This window comes from Legionella oakridgensis ATCC 33761 = DSM 21215 (assembly GCF_000512355.1).
Classification (GTDB): Bacteria; Pseudomonadota; Gammaproteobacteria; order Legionellales; family Legionellaceae; genus Legionella_A; species Legionella_A oakridgensis.
Window position 1 is genome coordinate 161,968 of record NZ_CP004006.1, and the last position, 23,338, is coordinate 185,305.

Consider the following 23,338-nt stretch of genomic DNA (forward strand, 5'->3'; position numbering starts at 1 on the left):
ATAATGGTTGCTTTCTATTTTCTTAAAGACGATGCTATGACGAAGCAAGGACATTCAGTCGAACAACATTCAGCCGCCACGGCACAGCAGGACGGTCGTTTACGACAAGCGCAACTTAAAATGTTAAACATGCTTGAAGTGGTTGATACTATTTGCCAAAAACATGGGCTGGACTATTGGCTGGAAGGTGGCACGTTGCTGGGCGCTATTCGCCATCAGGGCTTTATTCCCTGGGATGATGACCTCGATATATCCATGCCACGTGCCAGCTATGAAGCATTTCTTCGTTTGGCACCACAAGAAATTCCAGAGCATATGTGGCTGCAAACCCCCCACACCGATCCCGGTTATTTTAATTTTTGTGTTCCTCTTAAAATCCGCGATCGCAATAGCCGTTTTATTGAAACGCATGAGACAGGAAAAGAACCCTATCAGCAAGGGATTTTTATTGATGTGTTTGTGTATGATTCCATGCCAGTTGATGTGCGCTTGCGCAAGCGTTATAAATTCATGGCTAAAAAAATTCTGCGGCTGATGCGTCATAAATACACGTCTTTGGTGATGGGACATAACCCCTGGCTATATACGGCTGTGGGGCGTTTTATTCCTAAAAAAGTTCTCGATAATAAATTACAAGCCATCATTCAACAGGCCAATGGTAGCAATAGTCCTTTTTATGGCTACGGCTATGATTGCAGCAATAGCAATATCGTTTCTTACGACGATATTTATCCTTTGCGACGAACGAAGTTTGAAACGGGAGAATTTAATATTATCAATAAGGCCGAGATTATTTTGACGCAATTGTACGGCGACGATTACATGACGTTGCCTCCGGAGCATCAACGAGTGATGCAACATTGTCAGGAATTAATAGTAAGCCTCGATGGAGCAGTCGCATGAATATTAAGCTTATTATTTTTGATTTGGATGGTGTGTTGGTTGATACACGCGAGCATCATTTTGTTGCTTTAAATCGCGCCTTGGCTGAAGTGGATGAACGATTTATCATTTCGCAAGAAGACCATTTGCAGTTGTTTGACGGCTTAAGCACCCAGCGTAAATTGAATTTGCTTACGCAAGAGCGTGGCCTGGACAGCAGCTTGCACCAACGTATTTGGCAAAAAAACAAGAGCTAACGTCCCAAGTCATCGATGAGTTGCTCAAACCTAATCCAGAAATCATTGCATTATTTCAACAGTTAAAAAAAGATGGCTTAAAAATTTATGTGTGCTCCAACTCCATCCGTGAAACCGTCAAGCAAATTTTATTAAAAATGGAGCTGATGAAGTACGTGGATTATTTCATTTCCAATCAGGATGTATTATCTCCCAAACCACATCCAGAAATGTACTGGATGGCCATGACTAAAGAAAAAGTATTGCCCAAAGAAACTCTCATTGTGGAGGATTCCTACGTCGGCCGTACTGCAGCCATTTCTTCCGGCGCTAATTTGTGTGCGGTGAAAAGCCCTGCAGAAGTTACTTTGGCTAAAATCTATCAGGATATGAGGCGTACATTCCAGTCCGCTAAATGGTCTGATGAAACCCTCAATGTCCTCATTCCGATGGCCGGGGCTGGCAGCCGTTTTGTAAATGCGGGTTTTAGCTTTCCTAAACCGCTCATCAGCATTTGTGAAAAACCAATGATCCAATTGGCAGTTGAAAATTTGAACATCGCCGCCAATTTTATTTTTATTGTTCGACGCGATCATTATGAAACGTATCACCTGGAATCACTGTTGAGAATTATTGCCCCGGGCTGCAAGATCGTATTAACGGACGGTGTCACCGAGGGGGCTTGCTGCAGTACGTTGTTAGCCGAAGAGTACATCAACAACGATGCGCCATTGTTGATCGCCAATTCGGATCAATATGTAGAATGGGAAAGCGGTGCATTTTTTCACTCGATGAATGCCCCTCACATTGATGGTGGTATTTTAACGTTTGAAAGCACTCATCCTAAATGGAGTTATATTCGCCTGAATGAATATGGGAATGTCACAACGCTGCGGGAAAAGGAAGTCATTTCCAATCAGGCAACCGTCGGTATTTATTACTGGACACGCGGTACGGATTATGTGCGTTACGCTAAACAAATGATTGCCAAAAATATCCGGGTAAATAACGAATTTTATGTCGCGCCTGTCTATAATGAAGCCATCGCCGACGGCATGAAATTTAAAGCGTATACGGTTGATAAAATGTGGGGGTTGGGTACGCCTGAGGATTTGCAGCATTTTCTCAACCACCATCCTGCCATGCGCCGAAACAAGACCCATAGTCGCCAAGTGGCTGTTGAGGTCGCAGAACAATAACAATAGATTGTTTCAGTGCATTTTATGTTATAATTAAATTGTACCTGAAAGGGGGGCGACCTGGCTTCGACGTGGGTTGCGAAACCTGAAGTGCATGCCGAGAATGAGATCTCTCGTAAATAAGGCTCACTAAATATAAATGCAAATGATGAAAACTTTGCTGGTGTTGAGGGAGAAGCTATCGCTGCGTAAGCATTGATGGTTTTACCAAAAACATCACTGTGCGCTGCCAAAAACCAGCGCCCCGTTGACCGAGCTCGCTTGTCGGTATCGAATCAACGGTCATAGAAGATAAGCTAGTCTTTTGATTTGTCCCGCATCAAAGGGCGAAATTCAGGGAATCGCCGTGTATCATCCTGCCAGTCGGAGGGTCCACGGTCAGAATAATAGACCAGGCTAAGCATGTAGAGCTGATGGCAGAGGATTTGCGGACGCGGGTTCGATTCCCGCCGCCTCCACCAATCATTAAAACCATTCCTGACCACTAAAGACCATCATAAACCCATGTAGATCAACGAGTTAAATCCACTTTTCTGGTTGATGGGGTTGTCTTTTGTGGTTTTCTGTTGGCTCAAAAATCACCCAAAATATGCCCAAAATTTTTGAAAAAGTACCCAATATCTGCCCAAAAAATTGGGGTTTATATACAGGATCTTTCTAAAACCTGGGAGTCTCATAATCCAATATTACCGGCCATTATAAGAGATTTTCAAAATTAGTCAGGTTTTGAGACTTGGTTTGATGCTAGTATTCTTCGGATGATTTTTTCTAGTTCTGCAATTCCTTCTTTAGGCAAACGTTCAATAAAATTCTCTTCACATATCAACGTAATTAATTTTTCTATATCTTTGGATTGATTAGCCGTAGGTAAATAGGCCTCGAGAGAGCCTTTTTCAAGGATGTAACAATTTTCATCCCGTTGCTTTTCTATGAAATCATGTAAGATAACAGTTTCTTCAGTAGATAGTGTGGATTTCAATGTTTTATGCCTATTTTTTATATAGTTCCAAACCTCTTTTGCAGCATCCCAATTTTGGGTCTGAACTGCCTCATCAATTATTTTTACAAACGATTGAGCATCTTTGCTATTATTATTTTGAGTTAAATTCTTTTTTATCTTAGATGGACATGTTTGAAATAAGGCTTTTACCTCTGGGGACCCAATATCTTCAGCATAATCTAAATCCGCTATGATTGAGTATTTTATACGGCAAGCTTCAAGTACTCGCTTGTATTGGTTAAATAGTTTCTTCCCATCAACATTAATTATTTCTATTATTCGCGAATTAGATCGACCATAGTAGTCCAATAATGCTTCAAAAAATATACGATCTGATATGCCTTCGACTAGAACTACTTCATCAGCAAAAAATATACGTTCATTATTTTGACTATTTATAATTTTTAAAAGATGTTTGGCTTCTGGCAATCTATTATAATTTAATCTAACTATATGGCTTTTTTGCTCTTTACTAAAAACTCTTGATACAAATTGAATAGAATCAGAACTTATGAATGTTGGTGAATGCGTTGAAATCACAAATTGATTTCCAGTTGCTTCTGACAATCGAATAAATAAATTTACAAGGGTTTTTTGCCATTTGGGATGAAGGTGTAATTCTGCTTCATCAATTATGATTAAAGCATCTCTCACATTTAATGCGTAGATAGCAAAAAGATAGGTTAGTAACTCTCTTTCACCGGATGAAGCGGAACCAACAAAGAATCTTAATCCGTCTTTCACTAATCTAATATCATAGTGATTTTTCATGGGGTCTATACATTTTAGATCCCAACTGTATCCCAGCTCTTCAAGTAAGAGGGTAAGCTGTTTTATATTTGCATCATTTTTAAACTCATTTTGAGCAAGTCCACTATCTTTCTCTAACAAAAGACGATATTTTTGTGCTAAGCGTCCTACAGCAAGACTGACAAGAGGAGTTGTTGATCGTGAAGTAGATGAATCAATATCGCGCTTTAAACTAAATTCTTCATATCCAGATAGCTGTATATCTGTTTTTAAATTAGAAGTTGTGCGATTTACAGGCAAATATACTAGCGGGGTAGTTAAAGACTTTTCTCCATATTCTTCACGAATTTTCGCTTCTATTTCAAATAATTGTAGATACTGCAGAAAATATTTAGCACTACCTTCGGGTGAAATTAAATTATTATTTTTAAGACAATATGAAAATCTTTGCCCCACAAAAATTTGATTTAGATCCCAATTATTAGCTAACGTCAGGTTCAAATTAGAATAATTAGAACTTGCCTGATTCATTAAGTGAACTGAATCTTTTTGCATTGCTGTCATATTCTGTATATCTTCTTCTGTCACTTCTATTTCTATTTCAATATATTGATCGCGCTCTGCTCCCAAAGTATGTCGTTCCAATGTCATGTTGCTTAGAGTTTCATTTTCCCTAAAGACTTGGAGGCATGGTTTATCTGGGGTAGGTTGTCGGACTGCATACATCGACTTATATAGGTAGCGTCTTAACATAATTACTAATATATCTAGTAAGTTCGTCTTACCACCACCATTTGGCCCAATAATAATAGAAATTTTACCATCTAAAATTAATTCAGCTTTATCTAGGAAACTTCTAACATTCTCAACTTCTAATCGTTTTATCCGCATAATTTACTTTTGTTTAAATTTCTAAAAATTTACGAAGCTATAGGCTAGCTGCTCCATATATCACTTAAAACCTCAGCCTGCTGCATGACCATATCAATAGCTGCATGCTGTTTATCTGGGGGATACTTATATCTTCTGAGAATGATTCGGATGTGATTACGCATTTTTGCGCGTACACTCTCCCGCTTTTGCCAATCAACACTTACACTGTTACGGATTTTTTGTGTCAATTCCTGCGCTATTTTCTTTAAAGTTACATCACCTAGCTCTCGTAATGCGCTCTCATTTTCAGCCAGCGCATCATAAAAGGCGAGTTCATCATCGTTTAAACCAAGATCTTGGCCATGCTGTGTTGCTTTAGCCATGTCCTTAGCCATTTGAATCAACTCTTCGATAACCTGTGCAGTTTGGATTGCACGGTTGTGATACTTGTTCATTGATGCTTGTAGCCGTTCACTGAATTTCTTTTCCAGAATCACGTTGCATCGGGTCTTGGCTTTGATATTGTCATTGATGAGTTTTTCTAATAACTCAACTGCCAGGTTTTTATAGGGCATGTGTGCAACATCTTCCAGAAACTCCTCTGACAGAATACCAATATTAGGTTTATCCAATCCGGCTAATTCGAAAATATCTTCCACGCCTTCAGAGATAATCGCATTATCAATGATCTGTTTGATAGCGACCTGTTTATCAATACTTTTTCGATTTGAGCGGGACGCTTTTTGGATAACCGACTTGATTGCTTGAAAAAATGCAACCTCTTCGCGACATGCTCTAGCCTCGTCTGTTGTAGCGCATAGGCTAAATGCTTTTGATAAGGCGAGAACTTCATCTAAATAACGCTTTTTGCCATCGTCCAAGCCAAGAATATGGTTGGCTGCAGGAACCAGAAGTTGATGGGCATTCGTTTGATATGCAGAATAATCAAAACCATGATACATATTGCGTACAATATCCAGACGTTTTAAAAATTCAGCCAATGCCTCAGCTACGTCTATAGTAGTTCGTCCTTTGCCTCCTGAGTTAGCATAATCTTTGAGTGCGGACTTCAACTCACTGGCAATTCCAATATAATCAACTACTACACCGCCCTTTTTATCCTTGAACACCCGATTGATCCGAGTAATAGCTTGCATGAGATTGTGTGCTTTCATGGGTTTGTCGATGTACATTGTATGGGCGCAGGGGGCATCGAAACCTGTGAGCCACATATCACGAACGATCACTAGTTGCAGCTCATCGTCTGGATCTTTAAATCTTTTTTCAATGTCTTCTTTAATTTTTTTAGAATACAAATGTGGTTGCATGATGGTATCGTCACTTTTTGTACCTGTCATGATAATTTTTATTTTACCTTTGAGGGGGGCTTCGCTGTGCCAGTCTGGGCGTTCAGCAATGATGGCATCATACATACGAACAGCAATATGTCGACTCATCGCCACAATCATACCCTTACCGCGAATGGCGGCGGTTCGTTCTTCAAAATGACAAACCAGATCATGCGCTACTTGCTTTATGCGCTGTTCAGCCCCAACCAATTTTTCCAATGCCGTCCATTTGCTTTTGAATTGTTCTCGATTCGCCAATTCTTCATCTTCAACCAAACAACTCACATCCTCATCAATTTCTTTGAGGATTTCAGAATCTAAATCAAGTTTGGCCAAACGGCTTTCATAGTAAATTGGAACCGTTGCGCCATCCTTAACCGCGTCTTCAATATCATAAATAGAAATGTAATCACCAAACACAGCCCGTGTATCGCGATCTGTGCCTTCTATGGGTGTTCCAGTAAAGCCAAGAAAGGTTGCATTGGGAACAGCATCTCGTAAATGTTGAGCATAGCCATATTTAAAACTGCCATCATCATCAAGCATGGCATCAAAACCATATTGACTGCGATGTGCTTCATCAGCAATAACCACAATGTTTTCTCGATCTGACAGCAAAGGAAAATGCTCTTCATCCTTTTTCAAAGAGAATTTTTGAATAGTAGTGAATACTATGCCACCAGCAGGCTTATTGCCCAGATACTCGCGCAAAGTATCAATACTTTTTATTTGCACTGGCTGTTGGCCAAGCAGTTGTGTTGATTTGCAAAAGGTGCCGTACAGCTGACCATCCAGATCATTGCGATCGGTTACTACCAGCAAAGTTGGGTTTTTCATTTCGGGTTGCTTGGTCAATTTGCTGGCGAAACACACCATGGAAATTGATTTACCAGAACCTTGAGTATGCCAGACCACACCACCTTTACGGTGTTTGTTCTTAGCGGCTTCAATTACCGAATTCACAGCTTCTCTAACTGCATGAAACTGATGGTATCCAGCAATTTTTTTAATAATCGACTTACCATTATCTTCAAATAAAATGAAATATTGTAAATAATCCAATAGCAAAGTCTTATCAAAAAAACCACGAATTAAAATTTCCAACTCATAAGATAATAAAGGTCTATCCGCTTCATCCTTAATGGTTCGCCAATACATGTAACGTTCTTCTGACGCAGTTAGCGAACCGATTCGGGCATTAACTCCATCACTGATGATGCAAGCCTCATTGAAAATGAATAAATCTTCAATTTCCTGTTTGTAGGTTTGCAAATCGTTATAAGCCTTAAAAATATCAGCTGATTCATCCGCAGGGTTTTTTAGCTCAATAACAAAGATAGGGATACCATTAATGAACACCACAATGTCTGGCCTGCGGTTCATCTTACTACCCTTCAGCGTAAACTGGTTCACAATCAGAAAATCATTATTTTCTGGGTGATGAAAATCAATTAGTTTAATCCGTTCACCTTGCCAACCATCTTCCGTTTTCACTTCCATTCCGATACCTTGGGTCAGCATGTGGTGAAAGGACAAGTTATTTTGAATGAGACTGACTTTTTGTGGATTCTTAAGTTTCGCCTTAGCTTCTTCAATAGCTGAGGCAGGCGCATCTGGATTCAACCGAGTCAGAGCTATGTTCAGTCGGCTTTCAATCAGGACAGATTGATAGTCTGCTCTTAATGGACTTATGCCATCATGGGCGATATCGGGACCATATAAATAGTCATAGCCCAATTCTTGAAACCATTGGATAGCCAGTTGTTCAACTTGATCTTCGTTAATCATTTTCTGGCTCCAGATTTAGATTTGATACATCGATTTCACCAGATAAAAGCTTCGGTAAGAGATAATCTCTTAATTTGCATAACTGCAAAGTTTCATCAGTTCGTATCCTAACCATCGAGAATAATGGATCAATAAACTTTGAAAACTCACCATATAAATGATTGCTGGGTTCAAGAATGGGTATTCTTTTTAAATTATTCTGATTTATTTTAGGCTGAACTGCACCAGTTACATAACTGCTTACATTTGTATCTTTGAATAAAATATAGATACCTTCTGTAGAAAGATTTTTTTTTGCCTTTAAAACATGCGCGTGATTATTTACCCATGATTTGCCCCAGATGTATTGGGTAAATGGAGTTCCATCCTCTTTTACAACAGAACCATCCTCACCAATTAAAGTTAATGGCTCATCAAATAGGAAATCATCTATATAATCCATTATGCTAGTGGCACCATAATAAGGTACATTTCCTTTTCTTTTTTCCCTTTCGTTTTTTGAAAGTGGAACTCTTTTTGAATCTAAAATTTCAATATAATTTTCAATTTTAGTTGGCCGCCACCCCTTCGGAATCAAGCCCAGCTCACTTTCTTCAAATTCACTGGGAAATAAATCTAAAATTTCTCTGGAAATACCAAGCTCTTTTGCAATCGTATCGTGCTCATCCTCACTCTGAGCATTGGCCTTGGCATGAACTGGATCAAAATCCACAAACCATGATTTAAAAATTGTTTGCGCTATGGATTCCAAGGTTTGATTGATTTTTTTGTTGAGCTCAATTTTGTCGTCTAAAGAAGAAAGTGTTTGGACTATTTTTCTTTGAACCTTCAAATCGGGTATTTTTAATTTTATGGCTTTTAAACTGGTTAAAGGGCTACTAATTGCAGGAACTCCAACTTGTGATTTGTTTTTTAGTAATTCAAACTGACCTTTTGGTGATTTAAAAAAATAAAACAAAAAATGCTCGTCAACTTTTTCCTTATCAACAGATAATCTCATCCCTGATTGAGAAATAACGTATCGTTTATATTTGCCCTTGGGAATTAAACCAACTTGACCAATGGTTCCTCTATGAGTGAATACTAAGTCCCCAGGGTAACAAACACTTGATTTTAATTGATCTGCCTTTTCATCAGTCAAATATACAAATTCGCCATCAACAAATTTATCAAAATTTAAGTTACTACCTCGAATGACTGGTACTCCTTGATTAACAAAATTACTTGCCTTTATGTTTGAGCCAAATGGCCCCATAGCAAAACTGCACGCCAAATTTTCAAGCTTAAATTCATTCCATTTAGAGCTCATAACCTAGCTCCGCTAAATTCTTCCTAATTTGTTTCTCAAGCTTGGCAGACTCAGCAAACTGTTCACCAAGTAAGTTAGATAATTTCCTCATTTTCTCAGCAAAACTCACTCCATCATCCTCAATATCCACAGATCCAACATATCGACCGGGGTTTAAGATGTAGTCTTGATTGGCAATTTCTTCTATAGAAGCTTCATAGTACTTTCCAGCAACATTTTCATAACCATTATTTTTACGCCATTTATGAAATACATTAGCCAATTCATGGATGTCATTATCTGAGAAAGCTCTTTGCTTGCGGTCAAGCATATATCCAACTTGTCTTGCATCAATAAATAAGGATTTGCCTTTTTGAGCTTTGTTTTTGTTTAATATCCAAATGCAAGCTGGAATTTGAGTATTACTGAATAATTGAGATGGCAAAGCCACAATCGCTTCGACCAAATCTGCTTTGATGATTGCTTCGCGTACTTCTTTTTCACCAGTAGTATTGGTGCTCAACGAACCGTTAGAGAGTACTAAGCCTACTACACCATTAGGGCTGGTGTGGTGCAACATATGTTGCATCCACGCAAAGTTCGCATTGCCCTCACAAGGCTTACCATATTTCCAACGACTGTCTCCATCCAGTGAACCATCCCACCATTCCTTCATGTTAAATGGGGGATTAGCCAAAACAAAATCAGCCCTTAAATCTGGATGCTGATCTTTGGTAAAGGTATCAGCGGGTTCTTTTCCGAAGTTAAAATCAATGCCGCGAATAGCCATATTCATAGCAGCCAGTCGCCATGTGGTAGGGTTAGATTCCTGCCCATAAACAGAGATATCACCTATTTTTCCACTGTGTTCTTCAATGAATTTTTCAGAGGAAATAAAAAAGCCCCCCGATCCCATGGCTGGATCATAAACTCGGCCTTTGAAAGGTTCGACCATTTCAACCATGAGATTAACAATTGATTTTGGCGTATAAAACTGGCCGCCTTTTTTTCCCTCAGCAGCGGCAAACTGGCCGAGGAAATACTCATATACATGCCCGAGTATGTCTTTAGACTTCATCCCATCGTAATGAAAGGGGATGGTGGCGATCAGATCCAGTAAGTCAGCCAGTTTAGCCTGTTCAATCTGTAATTGAGAAAAGTCTTTTTTAAGGATTTTCTTCAGTTTTGGATTTTCTGCTTCAATTAATGCCATGGCATCATCAATGAGAATCCCAGCACCTTTGAATTCCCCGCCCAAGGGTAATGGTGCACCCAGTGATAAACGGATATTGTCTTGCAAATAATGCCAGCGAGCAGCGCGAGGAACCCAAAACACGTTTTTCTCTGTGTAGTAGTCTCTGTTTTCCAATTCTTCTTTGATTATATCTTCTTCAATATCACCGCCCAAATAATAATCATGCTCTGGATTAGCAAACGCTACGCGCAATTCTTCTCGCCGAGTTTCAAAGCTGTCTGAGACATATTTAAGAAAGATAATTCCTAACACCACGTGTTTGTAAACAGCGGCATCTAAGGAGGGGAGTAATTTATTGGCGGCAGTCCAGAGCTTAGCTTCAAGACTTTTTAAAAATTGATTTTCAGTCATAAGTTATTTTTTCCATAGTACAAATTATAATACCCATTCGTTAATATTTAACTTTTGGAGCTTGTATCGCGTTCTTCTAACCATTTATGAATTATAACCCAATCCATGCTTAGATTTTTTGTGTCAATAATCCGATTAAATGTTCATTTGCAGAATCAAATTTTAGCCGAGCTATTTTCAGTAGTTCTATTTCATGATCAAGATCATGTTTTTTGAACTTAACCTCGGCACTAAAATAACGACTAATATTTAAGTCGTTACTATTTTCACTTATCTCACATAAAGATACAGCCCGATAATATGGGCTCTCAGAGAGGAGACCAGAGGCCAACTTAGCTATGAGATTAATTTCATCTTTACTCAGTTCTAAGTGACGCTTTTGTTTGCGTCCAAACTTACTTGCATCTATATAATGTATTATATTTTTAATGAATTTATTCCTATTTATTATTAATAGAACGGTAGGAATCATTGTGTTTTTTAGCAGACCACTGGGCAATCCTATTATTGCCTCAATTAAATCTGATCCAATTAAATAATTTCTTAATTCTGCATCGTACCCGCCTCTAAATAACCAGCCTTGTGGCATAAGCAAAATAGCTCTACCATTTTTATTAAGGTGATATATCGAATGCTGTATCCACAAGGAATCATTAGCCGAGGTAGGAATCTCTATTTTATTTTTCAGTTGAATATATTTTGACTCTTTTATTTTCTCGATATCATTTGGAGTAAATCGAACGCCCCAAGGTGCTTGAGTAACTACCAGATCGGCACTAACCGATTTTTTATTTGAGGTTAGGCTATTTGCCAAGGTATATTCAGCGTCCATATCTTTCAGGAATAGAATGCATCTCCCGATAGCCACAAATTTAGAATTTATATCTTCTAATAACAGTTTTTTAGAAGTCATCTGACTAGTTAAAGAACAAATACCAGCTGCGCCGTCATATATTGTTAATTGACTAGTATCTCCAATAATCCCTTTAATTATTTCAACTATAACTTGATCAGTAATTGAAAGTTCAAATTCTTTTGACGCTGATTTTTGAAATGCGTTGGTTAATTCGTCAGCAAATTTATTAAAGTCAGTTACATTGTTAATATAAGAAACTAACTTTTCTAAGGCATCCGCAGAAGTAAATTGCATTGCTGATATTAGACAACGAGAGAGTTCATATTTCTCCAGGAATTTATTTTTTTGATAATATCAAAGAATAATTCTTTTTGATTTTTAGGCCCAATACATAATTCATGGAAATTATTTGGGTTTTCTTTAGCTATCACCGATAGAGTAACTAACCCAATTAACGCTTCCTCAATTTGCAAACCACAATTGCGTGTACAATCCAAAAGTAATCCAAGATCATCATAGTTATTAGACATCTGAGAACGCTTATTAATGTTCATGCTGCCTCCTGCATCAAATTCAATATTAATGCATTTGCTGTTCTTTTTTGCTGCTCAGCTAGCTCCATAGCCGCTCGATATGCGGTATGAGCGGCATAAAAAATTTCACAAATTTTATCTTGAATATCCATGTTCGGGACTGGGATTTCCATGCTTTTTAAGTTTGATGCGGGTATATGTTGAATTACTGCACCTTTACTCAATGCCAATAGATGCTCTCTACCAACTTCTGAAGTAAGATAGGCTGTAATAACCTCTCCTTTAACTTCTGATTTGTTAGAACGTAAAATTATAAAATTTGCACTTGCTATTACTCCTAATGAAGATATTTCTTTTGTTACGAACCCAGCTCTAATTGCTGACCCACGAGCCAAAACAACAACATCTCCGCATTCAAGCATAAAGCGACTGGACTTTTGTGGACTAGACAAATATACCTGCTCCATTGATTCTACTGAAATAAAACCATTCTGATTTAGGTCATTACCCTTCAGAAGATAAACTTGCTGACAGTCGTGGGTTCCTAAATCAGTGTATGAATTATTAGTTACCCCAGAAATAATTTTGCTTACTTGCTCTAATGTTCTAATCATGTTACCTCTCTTTTTCGTACTCATAAAACGATTTTCAATTAAAGTATGGATTACGATTGAAAGAATTTCAATCGTTTTTTGAGTACGATTTTTTGTTATGAGAGGAATTGCTATATTTATTATTAAGTTAGCGTGTTAAAAAATCCAAAATATCTTTTCAAATTTCATTAAAACCAGTTGCTCACTTTGGCTGGCTCGTTAATAACGTAATTAACGAGCAAGTCAGTACAAACGTATATTTTGGCTCACCCTGCCTATAATTTCTATTTCAACACTTTCTGTTTCTTTAACATTTGGCCAATTATCATTGAGAGTCACTAGTTCAAATTCATGAGAGGTATAAGACAATTTTTTGTACTGGCAAACGATCGTTTCCAGCTTATTCGCTAATTTAACTACAACATAATCTCCTGGTTTGGGTGAAAATGCTGGGTCGATCACCAGCACATCATTCACTCGAATTTCAGGCATCATGCTTTCATTTGTCATTTTAAGCGCAAATGCTTCATCGCTTAATTCTGGTAATAATGCAGTACTTACAGAAATTAATCCCGCATCGATACATATTCCGTGTTCACGAATTGCATTGACATGTAACCTTGCCTCGCAAGCCTGCCGATAATCCAAAAGCGGAATTAACCGACTAGGATTTTTCGCTTCTTTGAACTGCAGCTCGTCCGACAAACACATCAAATAAGCAGGCGAAACATCCAACGCCCGTGCCAGCGATTTAATCTCTTCCGGCCCCGGAGTACGCACACCCTGTTCCCAATTCGTCAGGCGCGTTTGTTTTAATCCCCCAGCAAGCTCGCCAAGAGCTTTTAACGTCAAGCCTTTAGCCTTCCGTGCTTCAAAAATACGTTTGCCAATTTCCTTTTTGATATTCAGCTCAGTCAAATTTACCCCTAAAAAATGAGAATCAAGTATTGCAATATCACATTTAGTGATATAAATTAGTTTTTAAATTCACGAATCGTGAGTAATTGTCTTTTATTTTTATAAAGATATCACATTGTGGAAATAAAAACGAGGATGAGTAGGGATATTACCCATGATGGATTTTGTGATTAATGGTGATGAGTTAGAGGCTATGTGTGGGCTGCCCCATATCCAGCAACTGATTTATTTAAGAGGGATACGACCTTATATGGACGTTAAAACTGGAATAGTCGGTATCAAAAGGCGCATCAGTCATCAGTCTATTTCTGAGCAGCTTTATGTTGAGCCGCATCAAGGCATAAAAAGCCAGAGCTTTTCGCGCGATCAGGTTCGGCGTTCTGTTTCAGGATTAGTTCGTGCTGGCTTAATCGAAGTGCAATCCGAAGGGATGCATCTGATTTTAAAATGCCTTTTGGCTTCACCGCATTATTCTGTCCAAAATAAAGCCGCCATAAACCCGCCACAGAAAGCCACCACAAAGCCGCGTGGGGAATCCCCTGAAAATACTGGGTTATCTGAGGTTGAGATACTAAAAGCCGACACAGAGGAACCCCCAAAAGCCGCCATACCTCATAAAGATAATTATTATATTTATTTATTATCGCAATTCGAAAAATTCTGGTCGCTTTATCCTGAGAAAAAATCAAAGAACAATGCACAAGCTGTATTTGAAGAGCTTAAGCCTAATGCTGAACTGTGCAATACCATCATCAACGCACTGACAGCCCAAATTAATCATCGTGACACCATGAAACTACAAGGCACTTGGGCGCCACCTTGGAAATACCCCGCAAACTGGCTTGCCCAACGTTGCTGGGAGGATGAGTTACCTACGGATGCATTACAGGAGAAGCACCATGCAGAGCATACAAAAAATACTCGTAAACGTCACACCACAGAAGACCTGTTCTGCCCACCAAGGGACGCCGAAGATCGAGAGCACAACAATGTCATCCAGCTCCAAAGATACCTTCAAAGCTGAGAGACGTATTGATTTGCTGTTTTCCAAGTTTGCTGCCTTTTACGGCCATGTTTGGAGAAGTCAGTTTAAGGATGAAGTGTTTTTGAAATTTGCCAAAAAAGAATGGCAAGAAGCATTAGCGGATTTTACCGATGCGGTACTGACCAAGGCGATTTTAAATTGTCGTGAGTTTTATGAGTTACCGCCTACGCTGCCGCAAATGTTGTATTGCTGCAGACAAATAAGAAAACAAGAGTCGTTTTATGTGGTCAAGGATGTGTATCAACCTGCAAACAAAGCCGTTGTGAGTTCCTGTTTGCAGAAGTGCAAGGAACTTTTAGCAAAATAACCGGAGAACACCATGTTGGTTTTAACTCGAAAAGCAGGGCAACAGATTTTAATAGGTAAGGGCTTAATTCAAATGAAGGTGCTCAAGGTCGATGATGACATCATCAGCATTGGCATTAAAGCCCCCCAGCATATTGATATTGACCGCGAAGAGATTTATTTGAAAAAACTCCAACAGGAGCAGGCTGAATCTTCCATGCAAAAGGTGGCGCCATGAGCAAATTAAAACGATGGAGCCAATCCCTTGGCAACCTCTATTTAATAGCAGTTTGCACTTTGCTGCCAACGCTGTCACATGCCCAATCAATAGAAAGCATCATCAACAGAACCATCAATTACCTTCAGGGTGGGCTTGCCAGAACCGTAGGCGTTTTTTGCATCATCATTGCAGGTTACCTGTGTTTGGCGCGTCAAAAATTTCCCAAAGAATATTTTGTGATGATTCTGGTAGGAATGGGGATCATTTTTGGCGGCTCTTCCCTGTATTCAACACTCATTGGATAGGAGATTCTTGTGAGCGATTTGGAAATAAGTCCTATCTTCAATGCGCTGACCCGTCCGGCAATGACGGCTGGGGTGACCTTTGAATACCACATGTTAAACCTCATTGTCTCGATGTGCGCCTTTATTGGATTCTCCCCACTGTACGGGCTAATTTTTATTCCACTGCATGTTTTTGGATGGCTGGTGTGTCGACACGACACCCATTTTTTTACCATCTGTGCAAAGCGTTTCTTATTGCCAGAAGCTCCCAATACGTCATTATGGAGGGTTCGCGCTTATGAACCTTTCTAAGACATTGAAGCACGTTTATCAGGAAGCAAAAGTGTCAGATTTGTTTCCCGTAACGCATCTTAATAGCCCCAGCATTTTTGAATCGCAATCAGGCTTGGTTGGGTCGGTGATTAAGGTGAATGGTGCGACTTTTGAAATCGAAGAAGCTGAGACTCTAAATCACCAACGCTTCTTGCTCCATCAGGCATTAGTGAGTTTGGATTCACGTTTCATTATTTATGTGACCACGCACCGACAAAAAATATCATGCCCTTTGATTGGGGAATTTAAGCAAGGGTTTGCCAAGGATCTGGATGAGCGTTATCAACAACGATTTAAAGATAAAAACCTGTATAAAAATACCCTGTACATCACCGTTGTACTTAAAGGAGATGACTCCAGTAAGACCGGAACTTGGTTGCAGTGGGCAAAAAGCCTCTCGATGAAGGGCAATAGTGAGTTGTCTGAACACCACAGGGAACAAAACATCCAAATCTTAAATCGTGTTGTTGAGCAATTGCAAGCGAACCTCAATCCTTTCGGGGCAACGATACTTGGCAAGCAGGATGAGGTATTGGGTTTTAGCGAGCTGCTTCAGTTTCTTGGGTTGGTGGTAAATGCAGGCCAAACAGCATTATTCAAACATCCTGTGTACAGTCCTCCAATAGCGAACACGATCCCCAAGACCTTCAAACAAGAAATCAAATACCCTGAAGGACATCTCGGCCAATATTTAAGTAGTTGTCAGCTTTTATTTGGGGAATGCATCCAGTTTCAAGGCAATACTCAAAAGGATTGCGTGTTTGGTGCGATGCTGTCACTCAAAAAATATCCCACCAACACTGTCAGCATCCTCTTGGATTCCATGTTATCGCTGGATTGTGAATTTATTGCCACCCACACTTTTGCCCCCATTGGCCGTGATAGTGCCTTGGATACGATTTCAAAAAAACGATCCAAGCTCTTAAGTGCCGAAGACAAGGCATTAAGCCAAACCACTGCATTAAGTGATTTGGAAGATGGCATTGCCAGTGAAACCCTGTTACTGGGTGCACATCATCATACGGTGATGTTATTGGCTCCGAACAAATCACTATTGGATGCAGCCATATTGGAAGCCACCAAACGCTATGGCTCTGCTGGAATTGTTGTGGTGAAAGAAACGCTGGGACTTGAGCCTGCTTTCTGGAGCCAATTACCTTGCAACCAGCATTTTATAACACGAGCCTCCCTGATTACCTCTCAAAATTTCGTGGACTTTTGCCCATTACATAACACCCAAACGGGCTTTTCCAATGAGAACTTTTTAGGTGGCGCGGTGACGCTTCTGGAAACTCCTTCGAAAACGCCAGTTTATTTTAACTACCATGCACGAGGCTCTAAAACCAATCCCTCCAAAGGACATGCTGCCATTTTCGGAGGAAATAACGCAGGGAAAACCACACTGGTGAATTTTCTTGATGCGCAAATGGGGCGTTTTGGTGGAAGAAGTTTTTTTATTGACCGGGATGAATCCTCCAAAATTTACATTTTAGCTTCCGGTAACAGCTCCTATATCAAAATAGAGCCATCAAACCCAATCGCCATGAATCCTTTGCAACTCCCAGACACCTCAGAAAATCGCTCCTTTCTGAAATCATGGTTTGCAACCTTGGTACAAGAAGAAAGCGAACGTGTTATCCCAAGTCCTATTGCAGAAATCATCAATGACTGTATTGATTACAGCTTTGAACAACTTGCACCAGAGTTCAGAACACTTAGTCACTTGAGCCAATTTCTACCTGTTGATTTTCCACGTTGGCCACATTTAAAAAGATGGTTAAAACGTAATGATTCCAGAATTGATGGCGAATTTCATTGGCTGTTTGACAACCAGCACGATGCCTTAAATCTTGATTTTGATAAGGTGGGCTTTGATGTGACCTACCTGATGGACCAAGTACACAGCGTTATTGCAACGCCTGTCTATTTGTATTTGCTGCATCGTATGCGCCAATGCCTCGATGGTCGGTTAACTTCTTTTATTATCGCCGAAGCATGGCAGCTTTTTGCCTCACCTTTTTGGGAAAAAGCACTGCGGGAATGGCTGCCTACGATTCGAAAGAAAAACGGGCATTTTATTTTTGACACCCAATCCCCAAAAACGATTACGGATTCCCCCATTAAACACATTGTTCTGGATAACCTGGCCACCTTGATTGCCTTTCCTAATCCGCTAGCAGATAAAGAAACCTACATGGAGCATTTAAAGCTGACTGAAGCTCAATTTGAAGCGATTAAAGAGAACACGCCTGAATCACGCATTTTTCTTTATAAACAAGACCACGAAGCCTTTTTATGCAAACTGGATTTAAGCGGTTTAAGCCAATACATCCGGGTACTTTCTGCCAATACCCAATCCGCTAAGTTGCTGGATGACATCATGCAAGAGGTCGGTCATGACCCAGAACTTTGGCTTCCTGTCTTTTATGAAAGGAGCAAAAAATGAAAAGAACCGCCTGTTTCTTAATTGCAGCGATGGGCATCAGCAGTGCCAGCCATGCGGATATTCTGGGTGTTGAGGACGCACAGTTAATTTTATTGGCAATGAAACAACTTGGTGAGCTACAAGAGCAATATCGAGTGTTATCCGATACCTACCAAACCGCCAGAAATCAATTGGACAACCTTAACCAGCTTAAATCCATGAATTCTGGCCATTATGGATTTGGAGATTTTAATAATAGCCTCGATTCCTTACAAAGCTGGCAATCCCCTGTAAGCACTTGGCAGGATGCATTGCAAAACCTCTCTGGTGGCAATCAACAACGATATCAAGCACTCATGGAGGCTTACGAAAAGAACCATCCCGCACTGGATGAAAGCAGTTATTCGCGTTTCACTACTCCTGCCAATGCTGCTCGCTTTAAAGAAGATAAGGCCGTCAATCGTGCGGTGATGGTGCAAACCACCGAAAGCTATAACGAAATCAACAAGCATATGGAGGCGCTTCATAAGCTCTCGCAACAAATTGAAAAAACACCCAACACCAAGGGAGCTATTGATTTAAATTCCCGCCTCATTACCGAAATCGGGTTTATTCAATTAATGAGCTTAAGACTTCAGGCGTTAATCAGCCAGCAAGCAGCACAGGAAAATTTATCTGCGCTCCAAGACAGGGCTGAAATGGCAAAGTTTAATCGATTACCCAAGTGACAAGGAGTAAGCACATGAAATGGCTTTTGAGTGTATTGATGATTGCATTACTGAGCGGCTGTTCAAAGCCCCCCGATTTGGATTCTCCATGCCATCACTTTGGGCAGTATTGCCCTCAGTATCCCATTAACGATGAACCCATTATGGAACTCACAAAATGAACACACTCATCAAAGGTCTAATGGTTGGTTTAATGGCTGTAACAATTAGCGCGTGTCATCACGAAAACCCGTTAAAAACACAACCTGCCAAGGCCAGTGTTACGTTTTTGATTAACGCCTCGGCCAATGCTGAAAAGCGATTGCACTTTGCCATTCACAAAGATGCTTATGGCTTTGCCTATCTGGAATGTATGGAAGGCAAGCAAAGTCCAGACATTCAATGTAATGCGCTATACCAAGGCATGATTGCCTTTGCCAAGGAAGGTCATTATGCGGGCTTCCAAATGATAACGCAGGCTGATTTAACCGAGCAAAAAGTGTTTGAATCACTGGCTGATGAATATGCCGAAACAGCAGCCATCATTTGGCCTCATTTTGTTTCGGGAACCTAAATCATGAATACACTACAGTTTGATAATTTTATCATACAGCTTTCTGGTGAAGTCGATAAGCTGACCAATCACTTTGTTTTTGATGGCTATACCGCTCTTGCTTCACTGCTTAAAGCCCCTTTGGGAGCGATGATTGTTCTTTACATCATTTTGAAAGGTTATGGAATTGCTTTGGGTGTTATCGAACGACCTCAGCATGAATTGTTTCGATTCAGTATGCGGGCGGGACTTATTTACATGATGGCCATGAACTGGGATCTGTTTTCATCCTACATGCGCGATCTGTTTGTATCGGGTAGTGAGTCCATTGCCACTACATTAATGCAGGCCGTTCATAAAAATCCCTCAAGCGGCTCAATCAATCAGGGTTTGCAAAATGTATTGAATGAAATCCTCAAACTGGGTTCGGATTTATTTGATGCAGGATCACTCAGAAAACTCACGCCCTATTTTGCGGGCATGATGGTGTTTTTATCAGGGAGTGTCACGATAGGTCTGGCTTTTATTGAAATCGTCATCGCTAAACTGATGTTGGCTGTGACCTTGTGCACAGCACCCTTATTCATCCTGTTTACGCTTTTTGACCAAACCAAATCCTTTTTTGACCGATGGCTTGGCGTGCTCGCCGGATTTGCCTTTGTGCTTATTTTTGTGTCCAGCGTGGTGGGGCTTTGCATCCACTTGTTGCATTGGGTGACCTATGCCTTTCTGGGTAATACGGATGAGCTGACTGCCGCCATTTGGGTGCCGATTTTTATCGTGGCCTGTTTATGTGTGATGGGCATCACCCAAGCCGTAGCCATTGGCAAAAGTATTGGTGGATCGGTGTGCACCTCCGCTGGCTCTGCCATGGTTGGCGGCTTTATTGGTGGCAGCTTAGGGGCATGGGGATTTTCCAAGTCATCCGTTCAAAAACCAATAAATACCTTGCGCCAAGGGTTAGGAAACGCATCGCGTTTGATGGAAAAAGGCAAGCAATTAGGTGGAGCAAGTCACAACGTATTCAAACAACTGCATAAAAACCTGCGAAAAGGAGCATCATGAACAAAACCCATATGAATGATTACTTTAAACGTGCGCGAAGCTGGGCAGATGACCAGTTTGGCCGAATCGAACAATCACGTAACCGTTATCAGGCCGCCTTTCTATCAGCCATGGGCTTGAATGTGGCAGCACTTATCGTCATTGGAGTGCTCGCGCATTATCAAACGGTGGTGCCCATGCTGGTTCATCATTACGACAATGGGGTAACCACTGTTGAACCGATAGAGAATAAAGACACACCAATCAATCGCGCACAAATCGAAAGCGACATTGCACGATACATTCAATACCGTGAGTCCTATGATGCATCAAGCTATCGCGCTCAATTTGAATTGGTGCACCTGTTATCCAACAGTACGGTTGCCAAGGAATATCTGCAGGAGCAGGATGCTGCAAATACTGCCTCACCCATCCATGCCTTGGGGAATCATATCAAGCGAGAAGTTCGCATTTACAGCATTAATTTTCTTGATTCTGTTTTGGCGAATGAAAAAGACCTTCATAAAGATCATCACGCACTGGCAGAGGTGGTATTCAGTCTGATTGATACCGATAAAACCAGCGGAAAAACCACCTCTACGCATTACAACGCCATGATTTCATGGCGATACACCAATCCCCCTGATTCGCCGGAAACCCGCTGGAAAAACTGGGATGGATTTGAAGTCACGCGCTACTCAAGGCAAACCCGTTTAATGGAGGCTCAAGCATGAAAAAAATACTGTTGAGTGCGGCAGTCCTGTTCTTGTCATTAGGCACCTATGCCCAAAATAACCCAACGTCTTTATCAACCGACACCCGAATCAAGAAGGTGGTTTATCGGGAAAACGATGTGATTCCAGTCCATGGCATACCCTTTACCACCACGCAAATTCAATTTGCAAAGCAAGAACGGGTTCTTGATATTGAAGGCGGTGACACCACCGCATGGATGGTGACCTATCACCCACAATTGGAGAACATGATTTTTGTAAAACCCACGATGTTTGATTCCAATACCAATATGACGGTGATTACCAATCAACGCGCCTATTATTTTCATTTGACCAGCACTAAAAAACTGGAACAGGAGCCAGGTAAAAAAACTTATGCCTTGAAATTTGAATACCCTCAAACCCAGCCCATTCACGCAAAAAATATGACTCCCAATAAAACGATACATCCAAAAGTGGTCAACACTGCGTATCGATTTAGTGGCAGTCCGCAGCTTGTTCCTCGCCATGTATTTGATGACGGTAAATTCACCTATTTTGAGCTAAGTAGCCAAGGCAGCGTTCCAGCCATTTTTGCGGTGGATGACCAAAGCGGAAAGGAATCAACCGTCAATACAAGGCGCGAAGGGAAATACATTGTCGTACAGCGTTTAGCTCCTCAATTTACTTTAAGACAAGGTGGCCTTACGGCATCGGTCTTTAACACGCCGGAAATCAATCGTATCAAAGCCAACAGGAGGCCAAAATGAGTATTGATGATAAAAAGCGGGAGGATTCTTTGGGTAATCGGACTCAGGTTGCCAAAAATCCAAAACACGCAGTCATAAAGGACAAGTTATTGCTCGCAGGCGTTGTGGTGATTTGTATTGTTATCGGTATTGGCGGGTTACTGCCTAAGCGAAAAGCAAATACGGTAAATGAACCCGATGAAAAACAAAGTTTAAGCATGGCTTTAAATCAAAATCTGGAGCTGATTGCAGCCCTTAAGGAGAAGAATGCAAAAGCGCAATCGGGTTATAAAGGCGGAGACCCAAGGCATCCTCCTTTACTTAAAACCATGCAAACCCAAACGGTTAGCAAGGAAACTCTAGCTCGAATGAATGCACCCTCCACCTTTTTTAGCTCAGGCGGTAATGAGGTGATAAGTAATACAACGGGTGGCGAAGCTCAAGCCAGCAAAACCCTGACAGGCCGTGATGGAAATTCTGAGTTTTTGAATCAGCAAAATGACATCACTTCAGTTTCTGCAAAACGATTACCGCATCCTGCGATGACTGTACCTGCAGGTGAAATGATTCCAGCGACACTCGAAACGGCCATTAATTCGGAACTGGCGGGTATGGTTCGAGCCATTACAACACGGGATATCTTTGCCTTGGAAGGCAGTAAATTACTAATCCCCAAAGGCTCCACGCTAGTCGGACAATTTAATACCGCAATTACCCAAGGCCAAAGCCGAATCTTTGTCGTATGGAATCGTCTGCAGATGACCAACGGCGTAATTGTGACCTTAAATAGCCCCGGCAGTGACCCGATTGGTCGTTCAGGACAAGCGGCTGATTACATAGACCGCCATTTCTTTGAGCGTTTTGGCAGTGGTGCGCTTTTGTCTGTTTTGGGTGCGTATACCGCAACAGGTGGTGTTCATGGTCAGGACGAATACAACTCCAAGGCACAATACCGCATGAACATTGCGAGCAGTTTCCAACAGGCAGCCAATCAAACACTACAGCAAGACATGCAAACACGCCCGACTTTGCAAATCAATCAGGGAGCTGCCATTAACGTGTTTGTAGCCCACGACCTTGATTTCTACCGTGTGGCTGGGAGGGCATAA

The 23,338-nt window shown here is 40.7% G+C and carries 24 protein-coding genes and 1 other RNA gene; 17 read left to right on the forward strand and 8 right to left on the reverse strand.

The genetic code is table 11. The features are described from left to right. Positions 1-3 precede the first annotated feature (3 nt). The 4 genes from LOA_RS00790 to ssrA all read left to right on the forward strand — a co-directional run bounded on the left by LOA_RS00790 (position 4) and on the right by ssrA (position 2,778). A complete protein-coding gene (locus LOA_RS00790; RefSeq protein ID WP_237758053.1) occupies positions 4-903 on the forward strand; it encodes a LicD family protein in 900 nt (299 codons plus the stop codon). After that, positions 900-1,139, forward strand: coding sequence for an HAD hydrolase-like protein (locus tag LOA_RS13480; protein ID WP_025384743.1), 240 nt, complete (start codon positions 900-902; stop codon positions 1,137-1,139). Before LOA_RS00790 ends, LOA_RS13480 begins: the two co-directional genes overlap by 4 nt. Then, positions 1,118-2,317, forward strand: coding sequence for an HAD-IA family hydrolase (locus tag LOA_RS14000; protein WP_025384744.1), 1,200 nt, complete (start codon positions 1,118-1,120; stop codon positions 2,315-2,317). The genes LOA_RS13480 and LOA_RS14000 overlap by 22 nt, the downstream gene beginning before the upstream one ends. Positions 2,318-2,368: 51 nt before the next feature. Continuing rightward, positions 2,369-2,778, forward strand: a transfer-messenger RNA (tmRNA) gene (gene ssrA, locus LOA_RS14005). A 254-nt stretch (positions 2,779-3,032) separates the two neighbouring features. Here the strand turns inward: ssrA and LOA_RS00805 are convergent. The 8 genes from LOA_RS00805 to LOA_RS00840 all read right to left on the reverse strand — a co-directional run bounded on the left by LOA_RS00805 (position 3,033) and on the right by LOA_RS00840 (position 13,871). After that, positions 3,033-4,958, reverse strand: coding sequence for an AAA family ATPase (locus LOA_RS00805; RefSeq protein ID WP_025384745.1), 1,926 nt, complete (start codon positions 4,956-4,958; stop codon positions 3,033-3,035). Positions 4,959-5,002: 44 nt separating this feature from the next. Next, complete coding sequence (locus tag LOA_RS00810; RefSeq protein ID WP_201030564.1) at positions 5,003-8,077, reverse strand: type I restriction endonuclease subunit R; 3,075 nt, start codon at positions 8,075-8,077, stop codon at positions 5,003-5,005. After that, entirely contained in the window at positions 8,070-9,386 is a 1,317-nt protein-coding gene (locus tag LOA_RS00815; protein ID WP_025384747.1) for a restriction endonuclease subunit S, read from the reverse strand. Before LOA_RS00815 ends, LOA_RS00810 begins: the two co-directional genes overlap by 8 nt. After that, the gene (locus LOA_RS00820) at positions 9,376-10,971 is read right to left on the reverse strand and encodes a type I restriction-modification system subunit M (protein WP_025384748.1); all 1,596 of its coding nucleotides are present in this window, start codon (positions 10,969-10,971) and stop codon (positions 9,376-9,378) included. The genes LOA_RS00815 and LOA_RS00820 overlap by 11 nt, the downstream gene beginning before the upstream one ends. Before the next feature lie 109 nt (positions 10,972-11,080). Then, entirely contained in the window at positions 11,081-12,121 is a 1,041-nt protein-coding gene (locus LOA_RS00825; RefSeq protein ID WP_025384749.1) for an HsdM family class I SAM-dependent methyltransferase, read from the reverse strand. Positions 12,122-12,129: 8 nt separating this feature from the next. Beyond that, a complete protein-coding gene (locus LOA_RS00830; RefSeq protein WP_025384750.1) occupies positions 12,130-12,381 on the reverse strand; it encodes a hypothetical protein in 252 nt (83 codons plus the stop codon). Continuing rightward, the gene (locus LOA_RS00835) at positions 12,378-12,974 is read right to left on the reverse strand and encodes a restriction endonuclease subunit S (RefSeq protein WP_025384751.1); all 597 of its coding nucleotides are present in this window, start codon (positions 12,972-12,974) and stop codon (positions 12,378-12,380) included. Before LOA_RS00835 ends, LOA_RS00830 begins: the two co-directional genes overlap by 4 nt. 222 nt (positions 12,975-13,196) lie before the next feature. Continuing rightward, positions 13,197-13,871: an XRE family transcriptional regulator gene (locus tag LOA_RS00840; protein WP_080441852.1), complete on the reverse strand. Its 675-nt coding sequence runs from the start codon at positions 13,869-13,871 to the stop codon at positions 13,197-13,199. Positions 13,872-14,025: 154 nt separating this feature from the next. Here LOA_RS00840 and LOA_RS00845 point away from each other — a divergent pair, with 154 nt between their 5' ends. The 13 genes from LOA_RS00845 to LOA_RS00900 all read left to right on the forward strand — a co-directional run bounded on the left by LOA_RS00845 (position 14,026) and on the right by LOA_RS00900 (position 23,338). Next, positions 14,026-14,895 carry a hypothetical protein gene (locus tag LOA_RS00845; RefSeq protein WP_025384753.1) on the forward strand — a complete coding sequence of 290 codons (870 nt, stop codon included), beginning with the start codon at positions 14,026-14,028 and terminating at the stop codon, positions 14,893-14,895. An 82-nt stretch (positions 14,896-14,977) separates the two neighbouring features. Next, a complete protein-coding gene (locus LOA_RS00850; protein ID WP_238551277.1) occupies positions 14,978-15,223 on the forward strand; it encodes a Vir protein in 246 nt (81 codons plus the stop codon). A 12-nt stretch (positions 15,224-15,235) separates the two neighbouring features. Further along, complete coding sequence (locus LOA_RS00855; RefSeq protein ID WP_010946989.1) at positions 15,236-15,439, forward strand: carbon storage regulator; 204 nt, start codon at positions 15,236-15,238, stop codon at positions 15,437-15,439. Continuing rightward, entirely contained in the window at positions 15,436-15,726 is a 291-nt protein-coding gene (locus LOA_RS00860) for a TrbC/VirB2 family protein (RefSeq protein WP_014843090.1), read from the forward strand. The genes LOA_RS00855 and LOA_RS00860 overlap by 4 nt, the downstream gene beginning before the upstream one ends. 9 nt (positions 15,727-15,735) lie before the next feature. Then, entirely contained in the window at positions 15,736-16,017 is a 282-nt protein-coding gene (locus LOA_RS00865; protein ID WP_025384755.1) for a VirB3 family type IV secretion system protein, read from the forward strand. Beyond that, positions 16,004-18,484 (forward strand): VirB4 family type IV secretion/conjugal transfer ATPase, encoded by a 2,481-nt coding sequence (locus LOA_RS00870; RefSeq protein WP_025384756.1) that lies wholly within the window; start codon positions 16,004-16,006, stop codon positions 18,482-18,484. Before LOA_RS00865 ends, LOA_RS00870 begins: the two co-directional genes overlap by 14 nt. Next, positions 18,481-19,191: a TrbJ/VirB5 family protein gene (locus tag LOA_RS00875; protein WP_011214432.1), complete on the forward strand. Its 711-nt coding sequence runs from the start codon at positions 18,481-18,483 to the stop codon at positions 19,189-19,191. The genes LOA_RS00870 and LOA_RS00875 overlap by 4 nt, the downstream gene beginning before the upstream one ends. A gap of 14 nt (positions 19,192-19,205) precedes the next feature. Further along, positions 19,206-19,352: a T4SS-associated protein LvhB7 gene (gene lvhB7 / locus LOA_RS14785; protein WP_011212804.1), complete on the forward strand. Its 147-nt coding sequence runs from the start codon at positions 19,206-19,208 to the stop codon at positions 19,350-19,352. Next, positions 19,349-19,744, forward strand: coding sequence for a T4SS-associated protein LvrD (lvrD, locus tag LOA_RS00880; protein ID WP_025384757.1), 396 nt, complete (start codon positions 19,349-19,351; stop codon positions 19,742-19,744). The genes lvhB7 and lvrD overlap by 4 nt, the downstream gene beginning before the upstream one ends. 3 nt (positions 19,745-19,747) lie before the next feature. Beyond that, positions 19,748-20,788, forward strand: coding sequence for a TrbL/VirB6 family protein (locus tag LOA_RS00885; protein WP_025384758.1), 1,041 nt, complete (start codon positions 19,748-19,750; stop codon positions 20,786-20,788). After that, on the forward strand, positions 20,785-21,501 hold the full coding sequence (locus tag LOA_RS00890; RefSeq protein ID WP_025384759.1) for a VirB8 family type IV secretion system protein: 717 nt from the start codon (positions 20,785-20,787) through the stop codon (positions 21,499-21,501). The genes LOA_RS00885 and LOA_RS00890 overlap by 4 nt, the downstream gene beginning before the upstream one ends. After that, entirely contained in the window at positions 21,498-22,250 is a 753-nt protein-coding gene (gene virB9 / locus LOA_RS00895; RefSeq protein WP_025384760.1) for a P-type conjugative transfer protein VirB9, read from the forward strand. The genes LOA_RS00890 and virB9 overlap by 4 nt, the downstream gene beginning before the upstream one ends. After that, complete coding sequence (locus LOA_RS00900) at positions 22,247-23,338, forward strand: TraB/TrbI/VirB10 family type IV secretion system protein (protein WP_025384761.1); 1,092 nt, start codon at positions 22,247-22,249, stop codon at positions 23,336-23,338. Before virB9 ends, LOA_RS00900 begins: the two co-directional genes overlap by 4 nt.

What these genes read in the sequence shown, in the direction of transcription:
- LOA_RS00790 (WP_237758053.1), top strand. Translation starts at nt 4, where the DNA reads ATGGTTGCTTTCTATTTTCTTAAAGACGATGCTATGACGAAGCAAGGA.
- LOA_RS13480 (WP_025384743.1), top strand. Translation starts at nt 900, where the DNA reads ATGAATATTAAGCTTATTATTTTTGATTTGGATGGTGTGTTGGTTGAT.
- LOA_RS00805 (WP_025384745.1), bottom strand. Translation starts at nt 4,958, where the DNA reads ATGCGGATAAAACGATTAGAAGTTGAGAATGTTAGAAGTTTCCTAGAT.
- LOA_RS00810 (WP_201030564.1), bottom strand. Translation starts at nt 8,077, where the DNA reads ATGATTAACGAAGATCAAGTTGAACAACTGGCTATCCAATGGTTTCAA.
- LOA_RS00815 (WP_025384747.1), bottom strand. Translation starts at nt 9,386, where the DNA reads ATGAGCTCTAAATGGAATGAATTTAAGCTTGAAAATTTGGCGTGCAGT.
- LOA_RS00820 (WP_025384748.1), bottom strand. Translation starts at nt 10,971, where the DNA reads ATGACTGAAAATCAATTTTTAAAAAGTCTTGAAGCTAAGCTCTGGACT.
- LOA_RS00825 (WP_025384749.1), bottom strand. Translation starts at nt 12,121, where the DNA reads ATGCAATTTACTTCTGCGGATGCCTTAGAAAAGTTAGTTTCTTATATT.
- LOA_RS00830 (WP_025384750.1), bottom strand. Translation starts at nt 12,381, where the DNA reads ATGAACATTAATAAGCGTTCTCAGATGTCTAATAACTATGATGATCTT.
- LOA_RS00835 (WP_025384751.1), bottom strand. Translation starts at nt 12,974, where the DNA reads ATGATTAGAACATTAGAGCAAGTAAGCAAAATTATTTCTGGGGTAACT.
- LOA_RS00845 (WP_025384753.1), top strand. Translation starts at nt 14,026, where the DNA reads ATGATGGATTTTGTGATTAATGGTGATGAGTTAGAGGCTATGTGTGGG.
- LOA_RS00855 (WP_010946989.1), top strand. Translation starts at nt 15,236, where the DNA reads ATGTTGGTTTTAACTCGAAAAGCAGGGCAACAGATTTTAATAGGTAAG.
- LOA_RS00860 (WP_014843090.1), top strand. Translation starts at nt 15,436, where the DNA reads ATGAGCAAATTAAAACGATGGAGCCAATCCCTTGGCAACCTCTATTTA.
- LOA_RS00870 (WP_025384756.1), top strand. Translation starts at nt 16,004, where the DNA reads ATGAACCTTTCTAAGACATTGAAGCACGTTTATCAGGAAGCAAAAGTG.
- LOA_RS00875 (WP_011214432.1), top strand. Translation starts at nt 18,481, where the DNA reads ATGAAAAGAACCGCCTGTTTCTTAATTGCAGCGATGGGCATCAGCAGT.
- lvhB7 (WP_011212804.1), top strand. Translation starts at nt 19,206, where the DNA reads ATGAAATGGCTTTTGAGTGTATTGATGATTGCATTACTGAGCGGCTGT.
- lvrD (WP_025384757.1), top strand. Translation starts at nt 19,349, where the DNA reads ATGAACACACTCATCAAAGGTCTAATGGTTGGTTTAATGGCTGTAACA.
- LOA_RS00885 (WP_025384758.1), top strand. Translation starts at nt 19,748, where the DNA reads ATGAATACACTACAGTTTGATAATTTTATCATACAGCTTTCTGGTGAA.
- LOA_RS00890 (WP_025384759.1), top strand. Translation starts at nt 20,785, where the DNA reads ATGAACAAAACCCATATGAATGATTACTTTAAACGTGCGCGAAGCTGG.
- virB9 (WP_025384760.1), top strand. Translation starts at nt 21,498, where the DNA reads ATGAAAAAAATACTGTTGAGTGCGGCAGTCCTGTTCTTGTCATTAGGC.
- LOA_RS00900 (WP_025384761.1), top strand. Translation starts at nt 22,247, where the DNA reads ATGAGTATTGATGATAAAAAGCGGGAGGATTCTTTGGGTAATCGGACT.